We start from the raw sequence: 24,666 nt of genomic DNA, 5'->3' as shown, positions 1-24,666 counted from the left end.
AAACAAAATCAAAAAAATATGCTAAAAATTTACAAATTATTAGTTTTTGTATGTGCAGTTTCTTTTTGCACGTTTACAAATGCGCAGGATTACGGTGTTATTATTAAAGATCATTTAGAAACAAATAGATCTACATTAGGAATAACGACTCAGGATATTTCTGGTATAACAGTGACCGATGAGGTTCTTACCCGAAAAAATGAAGTGACTCATGTATATGCAATCCAAAAGATCAATAATATTGAAATCTTTAATGGAATTGTAAATGCAGCTTTTAAAAATGGAGAGATTGTATATCTTTCAAATAACCTACAGAAGAACATTGCATCTAGAGTAAATGCGACTTCTCCAGTAGTAACTCCTACTCAAGCAGCTTCTCAAGCGGCAGCTTCTTTAGGACTAGGAGGGTCAAGCTTTTCTTTAATACAAACTATTTCTTCTCAAGAATATGTGCTCACTCAAGGAGGTGTTTCTCTAGAAGAAGTGCCTGTGAAATTAGTATATCTTCCTACAGAAGCAAATGAGCTTAAGTTAGCTTGGGATTTAAGTATCCACACATTGGATTCAAGACATTGGTATAGTGTTCGTGTAGACGCTCTTACTGGAGAGCTTTTGGAAGAATTTGATTGGGTTGTAAGCTGTACATTTGTAAGTCACGATCACGAGAGTGAATCTAGATCTTCAAATGTAGAAAATACAACAGGTTTTGGATTTAATGATGCAACAGCGACAAATGAACTATTAGCTGGTGAGCAATATAGAGTATATGCGTTACCACGAGAAAGTCCAAATCATGGAGGTCGTCCTTTAATAGTAGAGCCACAAACAAGTGCTTCTCCTTTTGGATGGCATGATAACAATGGAGCAGAAGGTGCTGAATTTACAATTACAAGAGGAAACAATGTATGGGCATTCGAAGACTTAGATGGACAGAGCAATATAGGAGAATCTCCAGATGGAGGCGCTGAGTTGATTTTTGACTTTCCTGTAGACTTAACATTAGATGGGCCTGCTTATACAGATGCAGCAACAACAAACTTATTTTACTGGAATAACGTGATACACGATATTTTTTATGAATATGGATTTGATGAAGAATCAGGAAATTTTCAAGAAAATAACTATGGAAATGGAGGAACTGCAGATGATTTTGTATTCGCTCTTTCTCAAGACGGTAGTTCTTTAAATAATGCAACGTTCGGAACTCCACCAGATGGAAATAGTCCAGCAATGCGTATGTTTTTATGGAATACTACAGGTGAACTAGGGAATTTAGAAGTTACAGAGCCAGCAGGTATTGCAGGTGACTATGGACTTACAATTTCTGGATTCTCAGGTTTATTCCCTTCAATGGAGCTTGATCCACTTATGGGTGAGTTAGTCCTGGTTGAAGATACAGATGCTTCAGGAGATCCATTAGATGCTTGTGATCCTATTGCAAATGCAGGAGACATTGCTGGTAAGATTGCTGTAATCCGTAGAGGTACTTGTACGTTTATTATCAAAGTAGAAGCAGCCGAAGCAGCAGGTGCTGTAGGAGTTATTATAGTAAATAATGTTGCAGACGCTCCTATAAATTTAGGAGGAGATCCAGATACAACGACAGCTTCAATTCCAGCAGGAATGGTAAGTCAAGCAGACGGAGACCCTTTAATAGCAGCATTACAAAACGGAGAAACTGTTATTGTAAAAGCAGCTAGACCAAGATTAAAAGATGGTAGTTTTGATAATGGTATCATTACCCATGAGTATGGGCACGGTATTTCTAATCGTTTAACAGGAGGTCGTTTTAACTCTGGTTGCTTGTCTAATGCGGAGCAAATGGGAGAAGGTTGGTCAGATTACTTTGGTATGATGTTAACAATGAGAGATACTGATACAGCAGAGCAAGGAAGAGGAGTAGGAACATTTGCAGTTAATCAGCCTATTGATGGACAGGGAATAAGACCTGCACCATATAGTACTGATTTTGCAGTAAATGATTTAACGTATGCAGATGTTGCTAATAGTGGTCAAATATCTCAACCGCATGGAATTGGGACAGTATGGGCTACTATATTATGGGATATGACTTGGGCATTTATTGATGAGTATGGCTTTAATGAAGACTTATATAATGGAGAGCGCGGAAACAACATCGCATTACAATTAGTTATGGATGGATTAAAATTACAACCGTGTAGTCCTGGATTTGTAGATGGTAGAGATGCTATTCTTGCAGCAGTCGAAGTTAATACACTTATTCCTGAGGAAGATAAAGATAAAGCTAGATGTACTATCTGGAATGTATTTGCAGCTAGAGGTGTAGGTCTTAGTGCAGAACAAGGAAGTTCAGATGATAGATTTGATCAAGTAGAAGCTTTTGATTCACCTACAGAAGGAGATGGATCTCCTTGTCTTTCTTTATCTGTAGATGAAGCTAGTGTAGATTCTTTATATAGTATATTCCCTAACCCTTCTAATGGTCAAATTACGATCAATGTAGCAGGTACATTAGGAGACGGGCAAGTACGTATCTATGATATTAATGGTAGAGAAGTATATAAGCAAGATGCAAGCTTACAAGGAGCGGTTTCTGTAAATGCTACTGGATTATCAACGGGAGTTTATATTATGAGCATAACAAGCGAGAGTAATACATTTACTTCAAAGCTTATTATTAACTAAATAATAAACATTAAATAGTAAGAAAAGCGAGAAACTATAAAGTTTCTCGCTTTTTATATATAGTGATGTATTGTTTTTGCAATACCATCTGGCGAAATACCAATTTCTTCTTGTAGCTCTTCGATGGTGCCGTGCTCTATAAAATGGTCTGGTAGTCCAAGTGGTTTTATAATGCCTTTATACGCTTTCGCGAAAGCGTAATCAGTAACAACACTTCCTAGACCTCCTTTTATAGTGCCATCTTCTAGCGTGATGACGATTTCATAGGTGTCAAAAACAATATCTAGTAAATCAGTATCTATAGGTTTTAAGAAACCTATATCATAAATGCTTGCCAGTTGTGGATTGTCTTGAGTTGCCTGTATAGCATTGTGTATTATGGTGCCAATAGATAGGACTGCAATACGATTTCCTTTCTGAATACAGGTGCCTTTTCCAATATTGATTTTTTGAAATGGCATTTTCCAGTCTAAAGTAATTCCTCGTCCTCTCGGATAACGTATAGCGATAGGGTTAGGAAGCCCTAACTGTGCGGTATACATGATATTGCGTAAATCTATTTCATCCTTAGGGGCATAAATAATAAGATTGGGGATGCAATTTAAATAAGCGAGGTCAAAAGAACCGTGATGTGTAGGTCCATCTTGGCCAACAAGCCCTGCTCTGTCAAGACAGAATATAACAGGAAGATTTTGTAAAGCTACATCATGAATGATTTGATCGTAAGCTCTCTGTAAAAAAGTAGAATATATATTACAGAATACAATCATTCCTTGTGTCGCCATCCCAGCAGATAGTGTAACAGCATGTTGCTCTGCTATACCAACATCAAATGCGCGATCAGGAAAAGTTTCTATCATGTATTTAAGAGAACTTCCTGTAGGCATTGCTGGAGTAATTCCTATAATGTCCTTGTTTTTAGAAGCAAGTTCTACAATTGTATGTCCAAATACGTCTTGGTATTTTGGAGGTAATTGTGTGGTGTCTTTTGTTTGACGTTCTCCAGTAATAGCATCGAATTTACCTGGGGCGTGATAGGTTATTTGATGTTTTTCTGCAAGAGCTAGCCCTTTTCCTTTTGTAGTAATTACATGAAGAAACTTTGGCCCTTTAATTTTTTTAAGCTTTTCAAATGTATTTATGAGGGTTTGTATGTCATGTCCATCTACAGGACCATGATACTTAAAATTAAGTGCTTCAAAAATGTTTTCTTCTCGCGCTGTTCCTTTTTTGACATTTGTAAGATATTTTTTTAAAGCACCTACACTGGGGTCTATTCCTATCGCATTGTCGTTAAGGATGACTAGTAAGTTTGCATCTGTTACTCCTGCATGATTTAGTCCTTCAAAGGCCATACCACTTGCGATAGAGGCGTCTCCTATAATCGCAATATGTTGTTGTTCGGTTTTGCCTTGAAGATTTGCAGCGATAGCCATACCTAATGCGGCAGAAATAGAAGTGCTACTATGTCCTACACCAAAAGTGTCGTAAATGCTCTCTGAGATTTTTGGAAAACCACTAAGGCCTCCCTTTTGCCTATTTGTGTAAAATGTATTTTTTCTATCCGTTAAGATTTTGTGACCATAGGCTTGATGCCCTACGTCCCAAATAAGTTTATCTTTTGGGGTGTTGAATACATAGTGTAAGGCCACTGTAAGCTCTACAACGCCAAGACTAGCTCCTAAATGGCCTTCTTTGGTGGCAACGATATCAATAATATATTGACGTAATTCTTTGCTGACTACGTGGAGTTGGTCAGGAGTAAGCTGTCTTAATGAAGCGGGACTGTCAATATGATCTAACATATGGCAAAGGTACGTCTTGATATTGTATTTTTGAATACTGAAATATATTCCTATGCTAGATCCTTTTGATGATGTTTATTTTATGAAGAGAGCCCTTGTCGAGGCAGAAACTGCTTATGAAGAAGGAGAAATTCCTGTAGGAGCTGTTGTGGTTATACATAATAAAATAATTGCAAGAGCGCATAATCTTACAGAGCGCCTTACGGATGTTACTGCACATGCAGAAATGCAAGCAATTACTGCGGCTGCAAATTACTTAGGAGGGAAATATTTGCAAAAATGTACTTTATATGTGACTTTAGAACCTTGCCAAATGTGCGCAGGTGCTTTGTATTGGAGTCAGATAGATCGAATTGTATTTGGTGCCAATGACGCACAACGAGGATATGGAACGATGGGAACTACGCTACATCCCAAAACCAAAATAGAAGGAGGTGTGCTCGCAAAAGAATCAGAAGATTTACTAAAACGCTTCTTTGCTGAAAGACGTAATTTGAGCTAGAAAATAGTGTTTAGAAATAGAAAAGCCTGCTAAAAGCAGGCTTCATAATCGTAAAAAGATAATATCTATATCATTACAGTACACGTACTTGTGCAGCTGTCATTCCTTTTCTTCCTTCTTCTTCTACGTACTCAACTTTGTCACCTTCGTTGATAGTTTCACCGTTAAGACCTGTAACGTGTACAAAGATGTCTTTACCAGTATCGTCGTTAGTTATAAAACCATAACCTTTTGACTCATTGAAAAATTTAACTGTTCCTTCCATTATAAAAAATAAAAATATTAATAAAGCGCAAACTTACGTTTTTATTTTTAACATATTGTTTTTGCAGTGTTTTATTTTTGTAATCTAATGAAATTCAAGGCTCTTTCGAGTCATTATACTCCTTCATTTTCATAATATTCTCTTTTGTAAGCATATAATCTTTCACATCCTTGTCTTTCCATCTGTGATAAATAAACGTAGGCATGAGCACAAAAAAGCCTCCAGCAATAGCAAAACCAATCATTTTATTGCCTATTATTTCATTAACAGATATTTTATAATAATAGCCATAAGAAAGTAATCCTGCGAGGAGAAAGAATAAAATAATGATGAATATGCGCCTTGCTTTATGCATCTAATTTTAAGTGTAATTCTTTAAGTTGTTCTTGATCTATTGCAGATGGAGCATCGATCATTACATCACGACCACTGTTGTTTTTAGGAAATGCAATAAAATCACGTATCGTTTCTTGGCCGCCTAATATTGCAACAAGTCTATCTAATCCAAAAGCAAGACCTCCATGTGGAGGAGCTCCGTATTGAAAAGCGTCCATTAAGAAGCCAAATTGTGCTTTTGCTTCTTCTGGAGTAAACCCTAAATAATCAAACATTAATGCTTGTGTCGCTTTGTCATGTATTCTAATAGAACCTCCGCCTATTTCGTTTCCATTAAGAACAAGATCATAAGCATTTGCTTTTACTGCACCAGGATCTGTAGACAGTAATTCAATTTGTCCAGGTTTAGGTGATGTAAATGGGTGGTGCATTGCATGGTAATGACCTGTTTCTTCATCAAGTTCTAATAATGGGAAGTCAATAACCCATAATGGCGCAAATACTTTTGGATCTCTAAGTCCTAAACGTTCTGCAAGCTCCATACGTAATGCGCTTAATTGTGCTCTTACTTTATTTACATTACCAGAAAGTACGCAGATGAGGTCTCCTGGTTTTGCTCCAGTAACTTCAGCCCATTTTGCAAGATCATCTTGATCATAAAACTTATCTACAGAAGATTTATATGACCCGTCGTCATTGCAACGTGAATATACCATCCCTAAGGCACCTACTTGTGGGCGTTTTACCCAATCTATAAGTTTATCAATCTCTTTGCGAGTATAGCTATTACCACCAGGAACTGCAATTCCTACAACAAGTTCTGCATTGTTAAATACATTAAATTCTTTGTGTTGTGCAACGGCATTAAGTTCTCCAAACTCCATTCCAAAACGGATATCTGGTTTGTCATTCCCATATAGACGCATAGCATCATCGTATAACATTCTTGGGAATTTATCTACGACAACATCGTTTATCTCTTTAAGTAAATGACGTGTCAAGCCTTCAAAAATACTTAAGATGTCTTCTTGTTCTACAAAAGTCATCTCGCAGTCTATTTGAGTAAACTCTGGTTGGCGATCTGCTCTTAAATCTTCATCTCTAAAGCATTTTACAATTTGGAAGTACTTATCCATACCTCCTACCATAAGGAGCTGTTTGAAGGTTTGCGGTGATTGTGGTAACGCATAAAATTGTCCTTCATTCATACGAGAAGGAACTACAAAATCACGAGCACCTTCTGGAGTAGATTTAATAAGGTATGGTGTTTCTACTTCTATAAAATCTTGATTAGAAAGGTATTTGCGCACTTCTATCGCTACTTTATGACGAAAAATCAAACTGTTTTTCACAGGGTTTCTTCGTATGTCTAAGTATCGGTATTTCATACGCACATCTTCTCCTCCATCGGTTTCATCTTCTATAGTAAAAGGAGGAAGTAGTGCTTCATTAAGAACGGTGAGTTCGGAAACCAAAATCTCAATATCTCCAGTAGGAAGATTGGGGTTTTTTGAAGCACGCTCGATAACAGTTCCTTTTACTTGGATAACAAACTCACGCCCTAATGTGCGAGCGTGTTCCATAATTACTTTAGAGGTGCGATCTTCGTCAAAAATAAGTTGAGTGATCCCGTAACGATCCCGTAAATCAACCCATATCATAAATCCTTTATCTCTAGATTTCTGAACCCATCCAGATAACGTAACTTCTGTATTAATATCGCTAGCTCTTAAGCTTCCGTTGTTGTGACTTCTGTACATGTATTTTTGATGCTTTTTTCTTGATTGCAAAAATAGGAAGATATCATTTGTTACAGGCTATCTCCTGATAATTTTTGATAGTGAGTGTTACGCTTTCGCGAAAGCGTATAAAAAAACCCACAGTATTCTTCTGCGGGTTTGTGATATTGTAAAGAAGGTTGTTATTTTTTATTTACCTCTTTTATGTATTTTTCTAGAGCCATCGTCATAGACGGTGTCTGTGGAGTAGGTGCTTGAATATCTATTTTAAGACCTGCTTTTTCGGCAGCTTTTATTGTTGTATTCCCAAATACAGCAATACGAGTGTCATTTTGCTTGAAGTCAGGAAAATTATGAAGCAATGATTCTATCCCACTAGGACTAAAGAATACTAAGACATCATAAAATACATCTTCTAGATGAGAGAGGTCACTTACAACAGTCTTGTAGAATGTAGATTGTTTCCAGTCGACACCTAGGTCATTTAAACTCTCAGGAATGATATCTTTAAGCTTATCTGAAGATGGTAGTAAGAATTTTTCAGTCTTATGTTTTTTAATAAGTGGCGTCATTTCTATAAATGTACGCTTACCAACATAAATTTTACGTTTACGGTAGACGACATACTTTTGGAGGTAAAAAGCAACAGCTTCACTTTGACAGAAATACTTCATAGTGTCTGGTACTTTAAAACGCATTTCTTCAGCAATTCTGAAAAAATGATCTACAGCATTACGACTTGTTAAGATGATAGCTGTGTAGTCTTTGAGGTCTACTTTTTGTAATCGCACCTCTTTACTAGAGACTCCCTCCACATGGATAAATGGGATGAAATCTATCTTTACGCGTTGCCTTTGTTCTAACTCAAAATAAGGGGAGTTTTCAACCTTTGGCTTGGGTTGCGAGACCAAAATAGTTTTCACTTTCATAGATGCTCTTTATTTATAAAACACTACTTTAATTTGTTGTTAAATGATACAAAATATAGTAGGGTGCTATTTCGAGAGTGCAAAAATACAAAATAAAATAAGACGGCAACGAAAGAATTTGCTCTTGATGTTTACTTATTGTCAATACTAACGATATGAAGTATGCAATAATGATAATTCCGAGGCTTATATATAAGAAACGAGTCGTCGTGTAATCGCTATAAATAATGAAGAAACATAGCGCCAGGATGAGGATGCTTAAAAAGTTTTTGAAGTTGAGTTTTCTAAAAAGATAAATATTCATTATCCCTTGAATGTTTAATAAATACCCTATTATTTTATCTATAAGTGTTCTTATAACCTCAAAAACAGCATATCCTATGAGGATTTTGATATATAAATCAGGAGATTCTGAATAGTTTATTCCTAAACTGATAGTATACCATAAAAAAAGGAATAGTGATATTAAAACGATTTGATGCACCGATAATAAGATAGTAAAGAGGTTGAAAAACCCTTTGTCTTTTGATCGAGTCATAACATATTTGTCAGAACCTAAAAATGGAATTAAGTTCAGAAATCGTTGTCCATAAAAAAATTTGGCCACTGCTATCACAATAAATGATAGGATAAGAAGTAGTGCTATCCAGTCTTTATTAATGATTGTTTTTAAGGTGGTTTCCAAATAGAGATGTTTAAGATGCGTTAAAAATACCATAAATTAAGTGTAAAAGCCACCAACTTGATATTTTCTACACCTAGAAAATAAGTACATTTGCCGAAAGCAATAAGAATGGCAAATGCTTTAGTGGTAATACCTACATATAATGAAATTGAAAATATAGAACGACTTGTGCGTAATATTTTTGCACTACAACGTGCTTTTCATATTCTTGTTGTAGACGATGGGTCGCCAGATGGTACTGCTCATAAGATAAGAGAGCTACAAGTAGATTATGATGAGCGTTTGTTTATTATAGAACGAGAAAAGAAATTAGGATTAGGAACGGCGTATATTGCAGGATTTAAATGGGCATTGCAAAAGGAGTATATGTATATCTTTGAAATGGATGCCGATTTTTCACATAACCCTAATGACCTTATCCGTTTGTATAATGCTTGTGCAAAAGATAATGCTTCGGTTTCTATAGGATCACGATATGTTACTGGGGTTAATGTTGTAAACTGGCCTATGGGTAGAGTTTTGCTTTCCTGGGGAGCCTCAAAATATGTGCGTTTAATAACCGGGATGAACATACATGATACAACCGCTGGCTTTATTTGTTATAAAAAAGAGGTTCTTGAGGCCATAGATTTAAATAAAATACGTTTTGTAGGATATGCTTTCCAAATAGAAATGAAATATAAAGCATATATAAAGAAGTTTGCTATTGTAGAAATTCCTGTTGTATTTACAGACAGGACTAAGGGGCAAAGTAAAATGAGTAAAGGAATTATCTCTGAAGCTGTTTTTGGAGTAATACGATTACGATTAAACCATCTTTTTAAGGGGAAACACTAACTATGGAGAAAATATTAATAAAAGATGTACATATAGTAAATGAGGGTAGTATTGTACGCGGAGACATTCTCATACATCAAGGGGTTATTAAAGAAATAGGGGAAAGTATAAGTGCAAAGTCTTCTGATGTGCACGTTTTTGATGCCGAAGGGAAGTATTTGTTGCCTGGTGTTATAGACGATCAAGTACATTTTAGGGAACCTGGGCTTACGCATAAAGCAACTATACATAGTGAGTCTAAGGCTGCTGTTGCGGGAGGAATCACTTCGTTTATAGAAATGCCTAATACAAATCCTCAAACAACAACGATAGAGAAATTAGAAGAGAAATTTACAATTGCGAGCAAAACTTCTCACGCTAATTATTCCTTTATGTTTGGGGGAACTAATGATAACCTTGATGAGGTTTTAAAAGTAGATAAGAAGAAAGTTGCAGGGTTAAAGTTGTTTTTAGGAAGTTCTACAGGGAATATGCTAGTAGATAATGAGAAGGTTTTAGAAAAAATATTTTCTGCTACAGATTTATTAATCTCAGTACATTGTGAGGATGAGGATACTATAAAGAATAATCTTGCTGTTTATACAGAACGTTACGGAGATGATATTCCTGTGCATTTACATCCTGTTATTCGAAGTGAAGAAGCTTGCTATATCTCGTCTTCTAGAGCTATTGAATTGGCAAAAAAGACAGGCGCACGACTTCATGTATTCCATGTATCTACAGGGAAAGAAACAGAATTGTTTGATAATAAAATCCCATTAAAAGAAAAAAAGATAACAGCAGAGGTATGTATTCATCATTTGTGGTTTTCTAATGAAGATTATGAAGAAAAGGGAACACTTATCAAATGGAATCCTGCTGTCAAAACAGCTGCAGATAGAGAGACACTTTTTAAAGCCTTGTTGGATGATAAATTAGATGTAATAGCAACAGATCACGCACCTCATACTATAGAAGAAAAAAGTCAAGTGTATACAAAAGCACCAAGTGGAGGACCTCTTGTGCAACACGCATTGCCAGCGATGTTAGAGTTTTATCATCAAGGGCGTATTTCTTTAGAAAAAATAGTTGAAAAAATGTGCCATAATCCTGCCATTTTATTTCAAGTAGAAGGTCGTGGTTATATAAAAGAAGGGTATAAGGCAGATTTGGTTTTGGTTGATTTAAATGCTCCTTGGACTGTACAGAAAGAGAATATTTTATATAAATGCGGATGGTCTCCTTTTGAAGGAACAACATTTAAGTCACGTATAACACATACCTTCGTAAATGGTAGGCTTGCATACAAGAACTTTAAAGTATATGATGATACTTTTGGAGAACGATTAACTTTTGAACGATAATGAAGTCTATTTTATATTTTCTTTTAGTTTGTGTTGTCATATCCTGTCAGGATATACCATCTGTTGAAAAACCTGCAAACCTTATTGAAAGGACAACAATGCAAGAAATTATTTATGATGTAGCCATTATAAATGGTGCAAGGGGATATGATGTGCAAAAGCTTAGTAAATATGGAGTGACTCCTGAGACATACATATTTGATAAATATAATATTGATAGTCTGCAATTTGCAGAAAATGTAACATACTATTCTTCAGATATAGAAAGTTATAAGGAAATGTATCTAGATATTCAAAAACGGGTAGATGAAGAGTTTTTACATTTTGACTCTATAGCAAAGGTAGAAAAAAAGGTTAAAGATTCTTTACGCACCGAGAAGGCAAAATCACTAAGAAAGAAAAAAGATAGTTTAAAATCAAAAGGTCTAGATACAATCATTGGTAAGAAAGAGAAAAAACAAACAATTACTACGTTTCCATCTAAAAGTGCTAAGGAAGTAGTTATTGATTCTTTGTAGAAAGATGTAATTTAATTCTATCTAGTGTTTTTCCTATAGGAGTAGGGATGTATGATAATTGCTCTTTTGCTTTAGATGAATTGTAATATGATGTTTCTTGTATGGAGGCGACTCCTATACGGGTAAATTTTCTTTTACGAGTATATATTCCTATTAAAAGATCACCTATGACAAGTGCTTTAAGTATCCCATTAGAAAGAGGTTTTTTGGGTGGTTTCTTAGAAAGATGTTGTGCCATGAGTTCTAAAATATCTTTATAGGGCATGTTATGTCCTGCTAAGATATATCGCTCTTTTGTGATGTCACTAGATAATCCAGCAATCATAAGTCTAACCACATCTTTTACGTCTATAAAACCACAACCGCCTTTAGGGAAAAAAGATTTTTCTTTTAAGACGCGATCTATTAATATACCACTCCCTTTAGTGTAGTCACCTTCGCCTAAAATAATTGCAGGATTAAAAATAATCGCTTTTAAACCCTCTTGAGTTGCTCGCCATACTTCCATTTCGGCTCCGTATTTTGAGATTGCGTATACAGAGTTGTTATCATTTGGATCCCATACATTTTCTTCTGTTATAGGGTTATCAGGCAACTTGCTTAATGTAGCAACAGAACTTAAGTGGCAAAGTTTATCTACTTCATGGGATAGGCATAGATTAACCACATTTGCAGTGCCTTCAACATTGGTTTTTAATAATTTTTGAAAATCATAGGGGTCAAAAGAAATAAGTGCAGCACAATGATAGACGTGAGTTATGTCTTTAAAAGCAGATGTGAGTGATGGTACATCTGTGATATCTGCCTCTACCCAATGTATGGTTTTAAAATGTGTTTGCGCTTTCGCGAAAGCAAAAAAAGCCTCCACCCCCTTTACTTTATCCAGCGATCTGAATAGTGCGCGCACAGGTTTATTTTCTTGAGTAAGTTCAAGTAATAGATGCATTCCGACGAGACCTGTTCCTCCAGTAACTAAAATCATGAGTATAAATATAATCTACTCTGCTTAGGTACGCGAATAACGCCACTTTAATTTTTATCTTTGCATCTTCAAAAAGAAAGTAAATGATTAAAAATTTTGTTCAAGAACTGCAATGGAGAGGTATGGTGCACGATGCAATGCCTAATACGGAAGAACACCTTATGGAAGCTATGCGTAGTGCATATGTGGGTTTTGACCCTACAGCAGATTCTTTGCATATAGGAAATCTCGTGCCTATTATGCTACTTGCACATTTTCAAAGAGCAGGGCATAAACCAGTAGCCCTTGTAGGAGGTGCTACGGGAATGATAGGAGATCCTTCAGGGAAATCGTCTGAGCGTAACTTGCTGGATGAAGAAACACTTCGTCATAATCAAGAATGTGTTCGTGAGCAATTATCACAGTTTTTAGATTTTACTTCGGGAGCAGAAAATGAAGCGGTGATGGTAAATAACTATGACTGGATGAAGGAGATCTCGTTTTTAGACTTTATACGTGATGTAGGAAAGCACATTACAGTAAATTATATGATGGCAAAAGATTCTGTAAAAAATCGCTTGTCTGGAGAATCTGCCGATGGAATGTCTTTTACAGAATTTACATATCAACTTGTACAGGGATATGATTTTTTACATCTCTATCAAAATCATGAGTGCTCTTTACAGATGGGAGGTAGTGATCAATGGGGGAATATTACTACAGGTACAGAACTTATTCGTCGTATAGGCGGCGGAAAAGGATATGCGCTTACATGCCCATTAATCACAAAATCTGATGGGACAAAATTTGGAAAAAGTGAAGGGGGTAATGTGTGGTTAGATGCTAAGCGTACTTCTCCTTATAAGTTTTACCAATACTGGTTAAATACGAGCGATGATGATGCTAAAAAATATATTAAAATCTTTACGTTCTTATCTCAAGAAGAAATAGAGGCTTTGATTGAAGAGCATAGCGGTCAAGAGCATAGAAAAACCCTTCAAAAGCGTCTGGCTAAAGAAGTAACTATTACAGTACACAGTGAGGATGCTTATACAAAGGCAGAGGAAGCTTCAAATATCCTTTTTAGTAAAACTGCTGCAGAAGACATAAAAAAAGTAGATGAAGAAACATTCTTAAGTATTTTTGAGGGCGTTCCTACAGCAGAACTACCAAGAACAGAGTTTGAAAACGGATTGGATGTAATAGGTGCATTGGCAGAGAAAACAAAGTTTTTAAAATCTAATGGTGAAGCAAGAAGAGCACTTAAGGAAAACTCAGTATCTGTAAATTTTGTAAAAGTTCAAGAAGGTTTTATGATACAAGAAAGTGACTTAATTAACGATCGTTTTGTTTTAGTGCAAAGAGGGAAGAAAAACAAGTATCTCATCAAGGTGATTTAAAAATCGTACTTCTTTATAAAAAAACGAACCCCCCATTAGAAAAGTTCTAATGGGGGGTTCTGGTATTTAGGGGTGAAATTAACTTTTATATTTTACTACGCTCCAACGTTTGTCAGCTTTAGGACGTAATACTGTAGGATCTCCAGCTTTCCATTTCTTAAACGTATTTGTGCCCCAAGAATTATAAAACATGTATAATTTTCCATCACGTATTTCAAATGTCTCTGGATCTGCATCTACTTTTTTTCCACTAGTAGCTAGAGCGTAAGCACAATAGCCTCCATATTGAGGGATGTATTTGTTTGGATTTGCTTTAAATTTATCAAGGTTTGCTTGAGAGTTAAACTTGAATTTTGCGCCATCGTGAGTGGTTGTAAAACTTTTACTTCCTTCTACAGATTTGTTGTTAAAGTATTCTGTCACATCATATCCTTCTGCAACATAACCGCTATCTAAATAATAGTCAATTTGCTGCGCTTGTGAAGATACTCCGATAAATGATAATATAAGTAAGAATGCTAACTTTTTCATGCGAGTTCTTTTATTTATTGGTTTATAATTTATATCGTCTCTGTCGATGTAAAAAGAAAACCTTACTAAAAAATGTCAATTTTTCTTTATTATAATATTTTAGACAAGTAATGTCGTTTGAAGTAACTTTGTTGTAGAATGTCAAAATAGTATATATGCAAAAACCCTAGCGGCAAGGTGCACGACTAGGGTTTTCTAACTAACTAACCAATCAATTATGAATATCTTCTATTTGTTATATTTTACTTTATTCCAAGCAGCATCTGCTTGACCTTTTAATTTTTCAGGACCTTCTTCAATCCATTTTTCAAGTGTATTAGTTCCCCAAGAATTGTAAAAGAGATATAACTTTCCATCTCTTATTTCAAATGTTTCAGGATCAACACTTACTTTTTTTCCTTTATCTGCAACTGCGTATGCACAGTATCCGCCATATTGAGGAAGAAACATATCTGGACTTGCTTTGAATTTGTCTAGATTTGCTTGACTTGCAAATTTGAATTTGACTCCGTCATATGTTGTTGTAAATTCTTTATTACCTTCTACTGCTTTATTATTAAAATATTCAGTAACGTCATATCCTTCAGCAACATATCCTTTCTTAAGATAATAATCTGTTTGTTGCGCAAAAGTGCTAAAACTTACAAAGGCAATTAATACTATTAAAATGTTTTTCATCATTAAAACTTTACATGGGTTAGGTCGTTAAAAATAAAGAACATTACATTTTTAACATAATTATAAGATTTTTAAGAATATTTATAGTGCCATAAGATTGCATCCTCTTATATCAGAATCGTCAAATCGTCCTATAACAGTAAAGCTTCCGTCAGTATGGACACTACCTAGATCTTGAGTGGCTATAAATGAACAAGAGTGTATATTTGCTAAGTCTATAATATTGAGACCTCCAGTTTTTAAACTGGATAGTATGCATAATGGATCTTCTGTGTCTCTAGTAAGTACACGCATCCATGGTGGCGTTGTAAAAAGGCCATTTCCTTTTGAATATGCTTGAGATAACAATTCTGTCATGCCATACTCACTATGTATTGTCGAAACACCAAATCCTTCTTTGAGAATAGCATGAAGTTCTTGTCGTATTAGTTCTTTACGTTTTCCTTTCATCCCACCAGTTTCCATAATAATGGTGTTCTTTAATGTAAATGTGTATTTTTCTATAATATCTAGAAGGGCAAAACTAACTCCTATAAGGAGTACTTTCTGTCCAGAAGCATCAAGTTCTTTTAGTTTCTTACTTAAGGCAAGGTGATCATCAAGATAAAACCCACTATCGTCGTGATGACTTGCTTTAATGAGTTTGTCAACCATATAGACAAGAGAGGAACCATTGCGCTCAAGGTATGAAGGGAGTAAAGCAAGTATTACATAATCTTTTATATCTCCATAATCTTGTGTGAACCCTTTATGAAAACTAGTTTCGTAAATAGAAAGGTCTTTTACATAATGCTTACTTACGATACTTCCAGTAGTTCCACTACTTGTAAATATAGCTTGTGTTTCTTTTTGAGAAGAAATTACTTCGTGAGATTTAAAAAAATCAATTGGTAAAAAAGGAATGTCTTCTATAGATTTAATATCGCTTGGGTGTTTGTAAAGAAGATCACAAAAAGAACGATATACTGTATTATGTTCAAATTGATACCTAAATACGTCAAGGGCTTTTTGCTCAAATTCTTGAGAGTTTTGTATTGCAAAAATATCTTGGTATTCCATAGGGTATATTTATGGCAAAGGTATTAATCCCTAATGAATTTGATTCACATTGTATAAAACAAAAGCGTCCTATACTAATAGGACGCTTTTTAAAATATATAACTATTGTTTGATTTTATCTAATAATCAACTTTGCAGTAGCAAGGGTATCGTTCTCCTTAATAGTCATAAGATAGATACCTGTTTGTAAATTACGTACATCAATTGTATTTACAGTTGTTGTACTTAATACTAGTTTTCCTGTAATATCAAATACAGTTACTTCTTTTTCTGTATTTGAAGCAGTAGTGATAGTAACTATGTCTTGAGCAGGATTAGGATATATAGATAATCCTTCGATTGTGTTTTCACCTACAGAAAGCGTAATGTCAATATCTCCAGAATTTCTAGGAGTAATCTGATAATCTGCATTAAATTGACCAATAAGTCCAGCAATATTTACTGTAGTCGTAGGTATAACATCTGGATTTACTACATAATCGGCCTCATCAAAGTTTGTACGTAATATGAAAGTACCATCAGCATTTGTGATTTCATAGTTTGTATCCATAAGCCAGTTGGTGTCTCCTGTAGTATTTGTAACAGTTACAGATGCTACAGCAACATATTCAGACTCATATGCTTCACTGTCTGCATTAAGTTGTGTTATCGTCACTACTTGCGGCTCTACTGGGTTTCCAGTTGAAGTTGCAGCGCCAGGATCTTGTGTAGGAACAAATTGTAAAAGGCCATTAAAAGATCCTAAAACTCCTCTTACTCCTGTAAGGCCATCTCCTTCATTGTATGCTGTAGTGATAATTCCGGCAGAATCATCAATAACAATAGCACCTGTTGCATCTTCTATCCATTTTTGATTACGTTGTGTCTGTTGGAATGTTAAGATTGCTTCTGAAGATAGTACGTATTCTTCTCCTTCAACTTCAGCTCTTAAAGCTGCTATCGTAGCTACTTCTGGAGCTTCTTCACATGCAGGAGTCGTAACATCTGTAGAAAGATCACAGTTTGCACTCGTAATTTCTAGAGTAACAGTTGTTGCTTCAGAAACTGCATTTAAAGTGATAGTACCAGTAGCAACACTAGAAGGATCATCTCCTCCAATGGTTCCTCCTCCTACTAAGTTAAGTGTATATGTTTCTGTACCACCTCCTGTAAATGCGATCGTTGTTGTTGTTGCATCTTGACCAGATGTAGCAGTATCACATGTTGTTGTGATAGCTCCTAGAACTAGTGAGCAAGAAGATGTGTTTTCTATATCATTCATATCACGTGCAGTGATGAAGAAATCTCCATTGTTACGCTCAGTAATGATACCAGCTATAGTTGCTTCTGTAGGAACGTTTTCTCCAATGTAGTCTACATCAAAAAATGAAGTTCTAAATACATAATCTCCATCAGGATTTGAAAGTGGGTATTCTGTTCCAGTGACCCATGTTGAATTTGCAGAGTTATCTACAGTAACGTCTGCTATTTGTACATACTCAGATTCAAAATCATTCGGGTTTGCATTAAGCGCTGTAATTGTAACCATTTGTGGAGTAACAGCATTTCCAGTAGAACTTGCTGCTCCAGAATCTTGAGAAGGAACAAATTGTAACATTCCTTGGAAAGAAGTTAACGTTCCTAAGATACCTGTGATACCATCACCTATAGCATACATAGTTGTAATTGTTCCTGCTGAGTCATCTATAAGGATCGCTCCAGTTGAATCTTCTATGAATTTTTGATTTCTAAAGTCTTGTTGGAAAGTAAGAATCGCTTCTCCAGTAAGGACATACTCTGCTCCTTCTGTACTAGCTCTTAAAGTGGCAATGTCTGCAACATCTGCAGTAGGAGCACAGTTTACGGCAAATAAATCGATAGAAACATCACACGTAGCTCCAGTTGCAGTTAGTGCAAAATCAAGACCTTCACTAACACTTATAGAAATAGTTCCAGTTGCTTGAGTACTTGGATCATCTCCAGATATTGTACCTGTTTCATCAAGTGCTAAAGTAACAGTTTCTCCACCTCCACCAGTAAAATCTACTAGGTAGGTAACAGCATCTTGTCCACCAGTTACGGCATCACAAGTAGCGTCATTAAAACTAAAAACAAGTGCACAAGCAGAACATCCATTTGTTGCACGTGGCGTAGGTGTTGCTGTACAAAACGTCCCGTCGTTACGACGTTGTAATGACTCTATGTCTGCATCTACATTGTCTTCATTGTATTGTACTGTTTCTCCTAAAGCGGCTAATAAATCTACATCATCAGCATCATTTGTTCCATAAACGATAGCGTCTATAAGATTTGTTGTTGTTGCCGGAGTGTCATTTGGAAAATCGACAATGTTTCCAGTGTAAACTCCAACTCCATCGGCTCCATTTTGAATGGTGTTATTTGCGCCTATCATAATGTCTGCACCCATAACTTCATCTCCTCCTACAATAAAAAATCCATCGGCATCTGTAGAAAAACCTGTTAAATCTATTGCATTATAACTGGCGTCATCAGATCCATTAAATAAAACAAGAACGAGTCCATCAAGAGATTGATTTGGTGTCTCAGAAAAGAGTTCAACAAACTCCATGGTGTCTGTTCCTGTTTGATCTGCATCAACCTCGTTTATAACCACTTGTCCAAAAGAAAAGCTAGAGATTAATAATGCAATTAAAAAAGTAATTTTTTTCATAATTAGTTGTTTGAATAATAAGGTGCAAATGTACAAAATGTAATTGATGAGATTTGTTTTTGTTTTTTTGCTTTCGCGAAAGCGTAAATATTTAACCCATTCTTAATATTGGGATATACTTAGTAACATACCTAATGAATTATCTTAGTCATTTAATAAAAATAGATAAAAGACTATATTTATAAAGTCTAAATCATATTATAAGACTATGAAGAATAAAGACATCAAAATATTATTGATTGATGATGAGCCAGACATATTGGAGATTGTTGGGTATAATTTATCTAATGAAGGATACCAAGTGATTACTGGGGCAAATGGTGTAGAAGCTGTTAAGTTGGGTAAAAAACATAAACCTCACCTTGTTATTTTAGATGTAATGATGCCAGAAATGGATGGGATAGAGGCCTGCGAATTATTGCGTAAAAATCCTGATTTGTCAAGTACAATTATTACATTTTTTACAGCTAGAGGAGAAGATTATTCTCAGGTTGCAGGATTTGATGCTGGGGCAGATGATTATATTACAAAACCTATAAAGCCTAAAGTTCTTATAAGTAAAGTAAAAGCATTATTACGTAGACTTAAGGAAGAAGATGAATCTTCTGAGGTGATAAAGGTTGGAAATATTGTTATTGATAGAGAAGAGTATAAAATACTTAAGGGAAAAGAAGAAATTGTTTTACCGAGAAAAGAGTTTGAATTACTTTCGTTACTGGCTTCAAAGCCAGGAAAAGTTTTTAAAAGAGAAGATATTCTAGATAGAGTGTGGGGGAATGAAGTAGTTGTAGGTGGTCGTACGATAGATGTACACATACGTAAACTAAGAGAGAAAATAGGGGATGAGTCTTTTAAAACAATTAAAGGAGTAGGGTATAAATTTGTAGTTTAATGACAAGCGACTTTAGGAGGTCATATGGTTTTTCGATAGTTACGGCTCTTTATGTAACGCTTTTTTTTTCTGGAATACTTATATTCATAGGATACAGGCAAGGATATATAGATTGGGGATTAATCTGCGCGGTCGCAGTCTTTAGTTTTGTATTTCTTTTTGCTATTATATATTTCCGAACTAGAATATTTATTTATCAACGGGTAAAAAAAATCTATGATGAGGTTACGCTTCTTGAAGATGCAGAACTTAAACCTGCTAGAATTACTACAGATATAAAATCTCTTACAGAAGAAGTAGAGCGTTATGCAACAAGTAAAAAACTTGAAATAGAAACACTTAAAATTAAAGATGAGTATCGTAAAGACTTTTTAGGAAATGTAGCTCACGAACTCAAAACGCCATTATTTACAGTACAAGGATATATTCTTACTTTATTAGATGGAGCTATCAAAGATAAATCTGTTAGAAAAAGGTATTTAGAAAGAGCAGATAAAGGAGTAGAACGTCTTATCTATCTGGTAAATGACCTAGATATGATTACAAAACTAGAAGTAGGAGATTTAAATCTCAATTACACTTATTTTGATGTGGTGGCATTGGTTAAAAATACATTTGAATTGCTTGAAATGAAAGCAACAAAAAAGAATGTAACCTTAACTTTTGACGTAGAATATGAAACTCCTATCGTTGTAAATGCAGATGAAGAACGTATACAGCAATTGCTTACAAATCTTATAGAAAATTCTATCAAATACGGAAAAAAAGATGGAACAACAGAAGTCAGTATACAGGATTTAATTCAAAATAAAGTATTGATCCGTGTTACGGATAATGGGGAGGGAATTGAGAGTGATCATATCCCTCGACTTTTTGAACGCTTTTATCGTGTAGATAAATCGGGTAATCGTAAAGTGGGAGGTTCTGGACTAGGTCTTTCTATTGTCAAGCATATTATTGAAGCGCATGAGGAGAAGATCTATGTTGAGAGCGAATTTGGAGTTGGTTCTGAGTTTTCATTCACTCTTGAAAAGGCCGAAAAACTTCTTTAAATCTATTGTTTCTTGAGGTTTGTTGAAACCGCTATACACCTCAATTTTTGTAAGATCTTTTACCTTGAATGTGTCTTGACTTGAATATGGGGCGATTCCTTTTTCTTTTAAACGTTGTGCAAGATACTCTTGTTCTGTTTGTCCTGGTGTAGGGATGAAAAAAGCTTTTTTCTGTAAAGCAGCTAGGTCCATAATTGTTGTGTATCCAGATCGAGCTATTATAAAACCAGCACTATTTATGGCTTCAGATAGTTTTTCGGACGTTAAGAAATTTACGATTTCTATATTCTTTTGTGTAGATCTTTGTTCTTCTTCTTTAATACGTCCCTGTATAAATAGAACGGAACCATTATACTTTTTTAATTCCTTAAGTAAGATAGCTTCAAGTATTGATTTTTGAGGCTCTGGACCAGATAAAACCACTAGGACATCATAGCGTTGTTGTAATGTTCTTTTTTTCATTCTGCTTAAAGGACCTATGTAATTCACATTGTAATTTCCTTTTGTAGGATGTCCTAGAATTCCGCTTAAATTAGAACTACCCATATAATCAGGAACCCAACATTCATTAAAACGTTTTATAAAACGTTTATGTAAAAAAGTAGTCGTAGCAGTTGTTTTGCCGCTTAAGATTTGTAATTGATGTGTGATAAAAATAGTAGGAATCTTTGAGGTGTATAACCCTAACCTATTATCAGAAATAACACCTTTGATGTTGTAGGTGGCTATGATCTGTTTTAGTGCCTTGTGTTCTTTACGTATAGCTCTTGATATCTTAGGAATACTAGAGATCATTTTACGTTTAAAATGCTGCTTTTTTTTGGCATATTCTATATCATAAGATGGTAATGATACTTTTGATAATTCAGGAAATTCTTTGTCTAATAAAGTTAATGCCTCCCCATCACTTGCTATAATAACCGTATACCCTTCTTGTTGTAGCGTTCTTATAATTGGAATACAGCGAGTTGCGTGACCTAATCCCCAATTAAGAGGGGCTACCAATATATTTATAGATTCGCTCATAAATGCAAATATCAGACAGTTATACCTACTGAAAGTTTCCTTAATTTTACCAAAATATTAAATAGCATTTTTTTGGGAAGTAAAAATAAATTAAAACGTTTTCGTGAAAACGATACTTTTAGTAATGTCATTCAGCCTAGTCGAGAGGAATTAGTTAATGGTGATTTTCCTCTTAAAGGTAAGTGGAAAACTGATTTTTTCAAAAATAATAACCCTATTGTTTTAGAATTAGGTTGTGGTAAAGGAGAGTATTCTGTTGGATTAGCTCAGGCTAATCCTGATAAAAACTTTCTTGGAATAGATATTAAAGGAGCGCGTTTTTGGAGAGGTGCTAAGACTGCATTAGAAGAAAACTTGACCAATGTAGGGTTTATGCGTACACAGATAGAACTTGTTGATCACGCTTTCGCGAAAGCAGAAATAGCAGAGATATGGATCACCTTTCCTGATCCGCAAATTAAGTATAAACGTACTAAGCACAGAATGACAAATTCTGAATTTCTTCAAAAATATAAAGGAATTCTAGAGTCAGAAGGAACGATTAATCTTAAAACAGATTCTGAGTTTATGCATGGATATACGTTAGGACTTTTACATGGAGAAGGGCATGAGATTTTACATGCAAATCATCATGTATATAAAAACGAATATTCTCCAAAAGAAGTGACGGGCATTCAAACATTTTATGAAAAACAATACCTTGCAGAAGGAAAACCAATAACTTATATTAAATTTAGAGTTAAATAACCAACCCATTTGGAAACAACCAAACTCTTTTTTATTACCTATTTTGCTGCATTAGCCGGAGTAATACCTCCCGGACTTATTAATATGTCTGTGGCAAAGACATGTGTACAACATGGAAAGAAGGATGGTGTTTTAGTCGCGATAGGAGCCTCTGTTGTTGTTGCATTTCAAGCACTTATTGCTATTTTACTTGCACGATATATTTTTGGAAATCCCTTTGTACAGAATATGTTACTTCGTACTGGATTGGTGATTTTCTTAATCATGGCTATTTTTTTCTTTATAAAGGCAAAGCGTAGTCGGGTTAAGAAAGTAAAAATCCCAAAACATGCAGGTATACGAAGTCTTGGGAAAGGCATGATGATTTCGGTGCTTAATGTATTACCAATACCATATTTCTGTGCCTTAGGAGCTGCTCTTAATGTAAGCGGAAAAGTAGAGTATGATATTGTTGCTATTAGCTTTTTTATAGCAGCAGCAGTTTTAGGAACATTTACTACTTTATATCTGTATGTGATTTTCTTTGCTAGGATAGAAAATAAGAGTGCTTCTTTTGCAAAGTATTCTAATTACTTTATGGCAGGCTTAATGCTCGTATTGGTGATAATTACATTGATAAGAACTGTTTATTTTGAATAAAGATTAATATAAGATAGAAGTGAAGTACTCTACAGATACAGAAAATTTCTTTGACAAAGTTTATGAGGTGACAAAGCTTATCCCGTATGGACGCGTGACTAATTATGGAGCCATTGCTAGATACCTAGGAGCAGCTCGTAGTAGCCGTATGGTCGGATGGGCTATGAACGGTGCTGGAAAACATCCAGACGTCCCAGCGCATCGTGTGGTAAATAGAGTGGGAATGCTTACTGGTAAAATGCATTTTGGAAGTAGTACTGCTATGGAACAAATGTTAGGAGAAGAAGGAATTGAAGTTGAAGATGACAAAGTAGTAGACTTCAAAAAACTCTTTTGGGATCCAGTGATAGAATTGGGGATGGAATAATCATCCTTCTTATACACTTCTATTTGTGGATAAACAGTCTTTCAAAATAGAAAAATCTATTTATACTACTATTTACAACTTAACAACCTTCGTGGTATTTTGTTTAGGCAATTTTTGAAGCGTGACTTCTCGATCTATTCTTTTTGAAATGATGATGCCTACAATTAATAATGGAGAAAATATGAGTATAGAAGGGATGACCCCTGCTATTTGATCGGAGATACTTTGTGTCGTAGGAACAATAGTTACATTGTTGTTTATAGCTGGTAAAGTACCAATTAAAAAAAAGAAATTTATAAGACCGTGTGTTATTGCTATTGGGACTAATTTGTTGGTTTTTAATAAAACAGTAGCAAAGAAGATGCCCATAAATGTTGCAAAAATTACTTGCGCAAGTACCTGAGGAATATTGTCATTTACAGATAGATTTATCAAATGCGAAAGCCCAAAAAATAAAGCAGAAAAGAAAATACTTAGAAAAACACCTTTTTTGTGACCCTGATATTTTTTTATAAAAAGAGGTAGTAATAACCCTCTAAAAATAAACTCTTCGGCAAAACCAACCATAAGACAAGCAGTTAGTAACAACAAGACATTACTACCATGTACTTGAGATATGTCATTGCCTATAAAAGATAAAATACCTACTATAAAAAGATAGATAGGTATTGCGTTAAGCAGTTTAAAAGACCATTTGTCTGTGCGAGAAATACCACTTAAAGATAGTAAGTCCACTTTTTTTATACCTATAAAACCAATGATAAAAAGGAGTAGCATTTTTAATGTTAAGACAAAGTACTCGATTTGAAATTCTGAAAAATAATCTGTAGAAAATAATGTATCAATAGGTAAAGAAAAAATAAGAGCGATAAGCAAGATTAGACATAAAGAAGTGATAAATGGATTGCTGTTTTTGATTGAATACATCTGTCTTTTTTTAGGAGTACCATGAAGTGGTATACTTATAAAGACGTTTTGTTTTGTAAAAAGGTTGCCTGTCTATTTTAAATGAAAAGT

General features: G+C 34.9%; 24 protein-coding genes. 11 read left to right on the top strand and 13 right to left on the bottom strand.

Features of this window, described 5'->3' with window-relative positions; translation table 11 throughout:
* Positions 1–18 precede the first annotated feature (18 nt).
* Positions 19–2,667: a T9SS-dependent M36 family metallopeptidase gene (locus ABJD27_RS13665; RefSeq protein WP_348170150.1), complete on the top strand. Its 2,649-nt coding sequence runs from the start codon at positions 19–21 to the stop codon at positions 2,665–2,667.
* Positions 2,668–2,720: 53 nt separating this feature from the next.
* On the opposite strand, the gene ABJD27_RS13660 is transcribed toward ABJD27_RS13665, so the two are convergent.
* Entirely contained in the window at positions 2,721–4,472 is a 1,752-nt protein-coding gene (locus ABJD27_RS13660) for a 1-deoxy-D-xylulose-5-phosphate synthase (protein WP_348170147.1), read from the bottom strand.
* A 52-nt stretch (positions 4,473–4,524) separates the two neighbouring features.
* On the opposite strand from ABJD27_RS13660, the gene ABJD27_RS13655 reads away from it, so the two are divergent.
* Entirely contained in the window at positions 4,525–4,974 is a 450-nt protein-coding gene (locus ABJD27_RS13655) for a nucleoside deaminase (RefSeq protein ID WP_348170144.1), read from the top strand.
* A gap of 73 nt (positions 4,975–5,047) precedes the next feature.
* Here ABJD27_RS13655 and ABJD27_RS13650 read toward each other — a convergent pair whose 3' ends face one another.
* From ABJD27_RS13650 to ABJD27_RS13630, 5 genes are all read right to left on the bottom strand, one after another.
* Positions 5,048–5,239 carry a cold-shock protein gene (locus ABJD27_RS13650; protein WP_121917541.1) on the bottom strand — a complete coding sequence of 64 codons (192 nt, stop codon included), beginning with the start codon at positions 5,237–5,239 and terminating at the stop codon, positions 5,048–5,050.
* A 94-nt stretch (positions 5,240–5,333) separates the two neighbouring features.
* Positions 5,334–5,594, bottom strand: a complete 261-nt coding sequence (locus ABJD27_RS13645; protein ID WP_348170140.1) for a hypothetical protein — start codon at positions 5,592–5,594, stop codon at positions 5,334–5,336.
* The gene (gene aspS / locus ABJD27_RS13640) at positions 5,587–7,335 is read right to left on the bottom strand and encodes an aspartate--tRNA ligase (RefSeq protein ID WP_348170138.1); all 1,749 of its coding nucleotides are present in this window, start codon (positions 7,333–7,335) and stop codon (positions 5,587–5,589) included. The genes ABJD27_RS13645 and aspS overlap by 8 nt, the downstream gene beginning before the upstream one ends.
* 161 nt (positions 7,336–7,496) lie before the next feature.
* Positions 7,497–8,243: a uroporphyrinogen-III synthase gene (locus ABJD27_RS13635; RefSeq protein ID WP_348170135.1), complete on the bottom strand. Its 747-nt coding sequence runs from the start codon at positions 8,241–8,243 to the stop codon at positions 7,497–7,499.
* A gap of 28 nt (positions 8,244–8,271) precedes the next feature.
* Positions 8,272–8,928 (bottom strand): DUF4271 domain-containing protein, encoded by a 657-nt coding sequence (locus ABJD27_RS13630; RefSeq protein WP_348170132.1) that lies wholly within the window; start codon positions 8,926–8,928, stop codon positions 8,272–8,274.
* Between the two features lie 108 nt (positions 8,929–9,036).
* Here ABJD27_RS13630 and ABJD27_RS13625 point away from each other — a divergent pair, with 108 nt between their 5' ends.
* The 3 genes from ABJD27_RS13625 to ABJD27_RS13615 are packed head-to-tail and all read left to right on the top strand — an operon-like array spanning position 9,037 to position 11,626.
* Entirely contained in the window at positions 9,037–9,765 is a 729-nt protein-coding gene (locus tag ABJD27_RS13625) for a polyprenol monophosphomannose synthase (protein WP_348170219.1), read from the top strand.
* Between the two features lie 2 nt (positions 9,766–9,767).
* Positions 9,768–11,108 (top strand): dihydroorotase, encoded by a 1,341-nt coding sequence (locus ABJD27_RS13620; RefSeq protein ID WP_348170129.1) that lies wholly within the window; start codon positions 9,768–9,770, stop codon positions 11,106–11,108.
* Positions 11,108–11,626, top strand: coding sequence for a DUF4296 domain-containing protein (locus ABJD27_RS13615; RefSeq protein WP_348170126.1), 519 nt, complete (start codon positions 11,108–11,110; stop codon positions 11,624–11,626). Before ABJD27_RS13620 ends, ABJD27_RS13615 begins: the two co-directional genes overlap by 1 nt.
* Here ABJD27_RS13615 and ABJD27_RS13610 read toward each other — a convergent pair.
* Positions 11,610–12,608 carry an NAD-dependent epimerase/dehydratase family protein gene (locus ABJD27_RS13610; protein ID WP_348170123.1) on the bottom strand — a complete coding sequence of 333 codons (999 nt, stop codon included), beginning with the start codon at positions 12,606–12,608 and terminating at the stop codon, positions 11,610–11,612. The genes ABJD27_RS13615 and ABJD27_RS13610 overlap by 17 nt on opposite strands.
* A gap of 83 nt (positions 12,609–12,691) precedes the next feature.
* Between ABJD27_RS13610 and tyrS the strand changes: the two genes are divergently transcribed.
* On the top strand, positions 12,692–13,987 hold the full coding sequence (gene tyrS, locus ABJD27_RS13605) for a tyrosine--tRNA ligase (RefSeq protein WP_348202054.1): 1,296 nt from the start codon (positions 12,692–12,694) through the stop codon (positions 13,985–13,987).
* 78 nt (positions 13,988–14,065) lie between these two features.
* Here tyrS and ABJD27_RS13600 read toward each other — a convergent pair whose 3' ends face one another.
* The 4 genes from ABJD27_RS13600 to ABJD27_RS13585 form a co-directional block, all read right to left on the bottom strand.
* A complete protein-coding gene (locus ABJD27_RS13600) occupies positions 14,066–14,518 on the bottom strand; it encodes a YHS domain-containing (seleno)protein (protein WP_348170117.1) in 453 nt (150 codons plus the stop codon).
* Positions 14,519–14,746: 228 nt separating this feature from the next.
* A complete protein-coding gene (locus tag ABJD27_RS13595; protein WP_348170216.1) occupies positions 14,747–15,196 on the bottom strand; it encodes a YHS domain-containing (seleno)protein in 450 nt (149 codons plus the stop codon).
* An 81-nt stretch (positions 15,197–15,277) separates the two neighbouring features.
* Positions 15,278–16,255 (bottom strand): acyl transferase, encoded by a 978-nt coding sequence (locus ABJD27_RS13590; RefSeq protein WP_348170114.1) that lies wholly within the window; start codon positions 16,253–16,255, stop codon positions 15,278–15,280.
* A gap of 115 nt (positions 16,256–16,370) precedes the next feature.
* Positions 16,371–18,926: a DUF5689 domain-containing protein gene (locus ABJD27_RS13585; protein ID WP_348170112.1), complete on the bottom strand. Its 2,556-nt coding sequence runs from the start codon at positions 18,924–18,926 to the stop codon at positions 16,371–16,373.
* A 208-nt stretch (positions 18,927–19,134) separates the two neighbouring features.
* On the opposite strand from ABJD27_RS13585, the gene ABJD27_RS13580 reads away from it, so the two are divergent.
* Positions 19,135–19,818, top strand: coding sequence for a response regulator transcription factor (locus ABJD27_RS13580; RefSeq protein ID WP_348170109.1), 684 nt, complete (start codon positions 19,135–19,137; stop codon positions 19,816–19,818).
* On the top strand, positions 19,818–20,870 hold the full coding sequence (locus tag ABJD27_RS13575; protein ID WP_348170106.1) for an ATP-binding protein: 1,053 nt from the start codon (positions 19,818–19,820) through the stop codon (positions 20,868–20,870). Before ABJD27_RS13580 ends, ABJD27_RS13575 begins: the two co-directional genes overlap by 1 nt.
* On the opposite strand, the gene ABJD27_RS13570 is transcribed toward ABJD27_RS13575, so the two are convergent.
* Positions 20,835–21,896: a glycosyltransferase gene (locus ABJD27_RS13570; RefSeq protein WP_348170103.1), complete on the bottom strand. Its 1,062-nt coding sequence runs from the start codon at positions 21,894–21,896 to the stop codon at positions 20,835–20,837. The genes ABJD27_RS13575 and ABJD27_RS13570 overlap by 36 nt on opposite strands.
* Before the next feature lie 72 nt (positions 21,897–21,968).
* On the opposite strand from ABJD27_RS13570, the gene trmB reads away from it, so the two are divergent.
* From trmB to ABJD27_RS13555, 3 genes are read left to right on the top strand one after another with little or no spacing between them, the layout of a single operon-like run.
* Positions 21,969–22,643: a tRNA (guanosine(46)-N7)-methyltransferase TrmB gene (gene trmB, locus ABJD27_RS13565; protein ID WP_348170101.1), complete on the top strand. Its 675-nt coding sequence runs from the start codon at positions 21,969–21,971 to the stop codon at positions 22,641–22,643.
* A 9-nt stretch (positions 22,644–22,652) separates the two neighbouring features.
* A complete protein-coding gene (locus tag ABJD27_RS13560) occupies positions 22,653–23,282 on the top strand; it encodes a LysE family transporter (protein ID WP_348170098.1) in 630 nt (209 codons plus the stop codon).
* Between the two features lie 19 nt (positions 23,283–23,301).
* Positions 23,302–23,649 carry an MGMT family protein gene (locus ABJD27_RS13555; RefSeq protein ID WP_348170095.1) on the top strand — a complete coding sequence of 116 codons (348 nt, stop codon included), beginning with the start codon at positions 23,302–23,304 and terminating at the stop codon, positions 23,647–23,649.
* Positions 23,650–23,721: 72 nt separating this feature from the next.
* Here the strand turns inward: ABJD27_RS13555 and ABJD27_RS13550 are convergent, their stop codons facing one another.
* Positions 23,722–24,576, bottom strand: coding sequence for a CPBP family intramembrane glutamic endopeptidase (locus ABJD27_RS13550; protein WP_348170092.1), 855 nt, complete (start codon positions 24,574–24,576; stop codon positions 23,722–23,724).
* Positions 24,577–24,666 lie beyond the last annotated feature (90 nt).

The organism is Dokdonia sp., assembly GCF_039945015.1.
Classification (GTDB): domain Bacteria; phylum Bacteroidota; class Bacteroidia; order Flavobacteriales; family Flavobacteriaceae; genus Dokdonia.
This window is presented reverse-complemented; position numbering and strand designations above follow the sequence as displayed.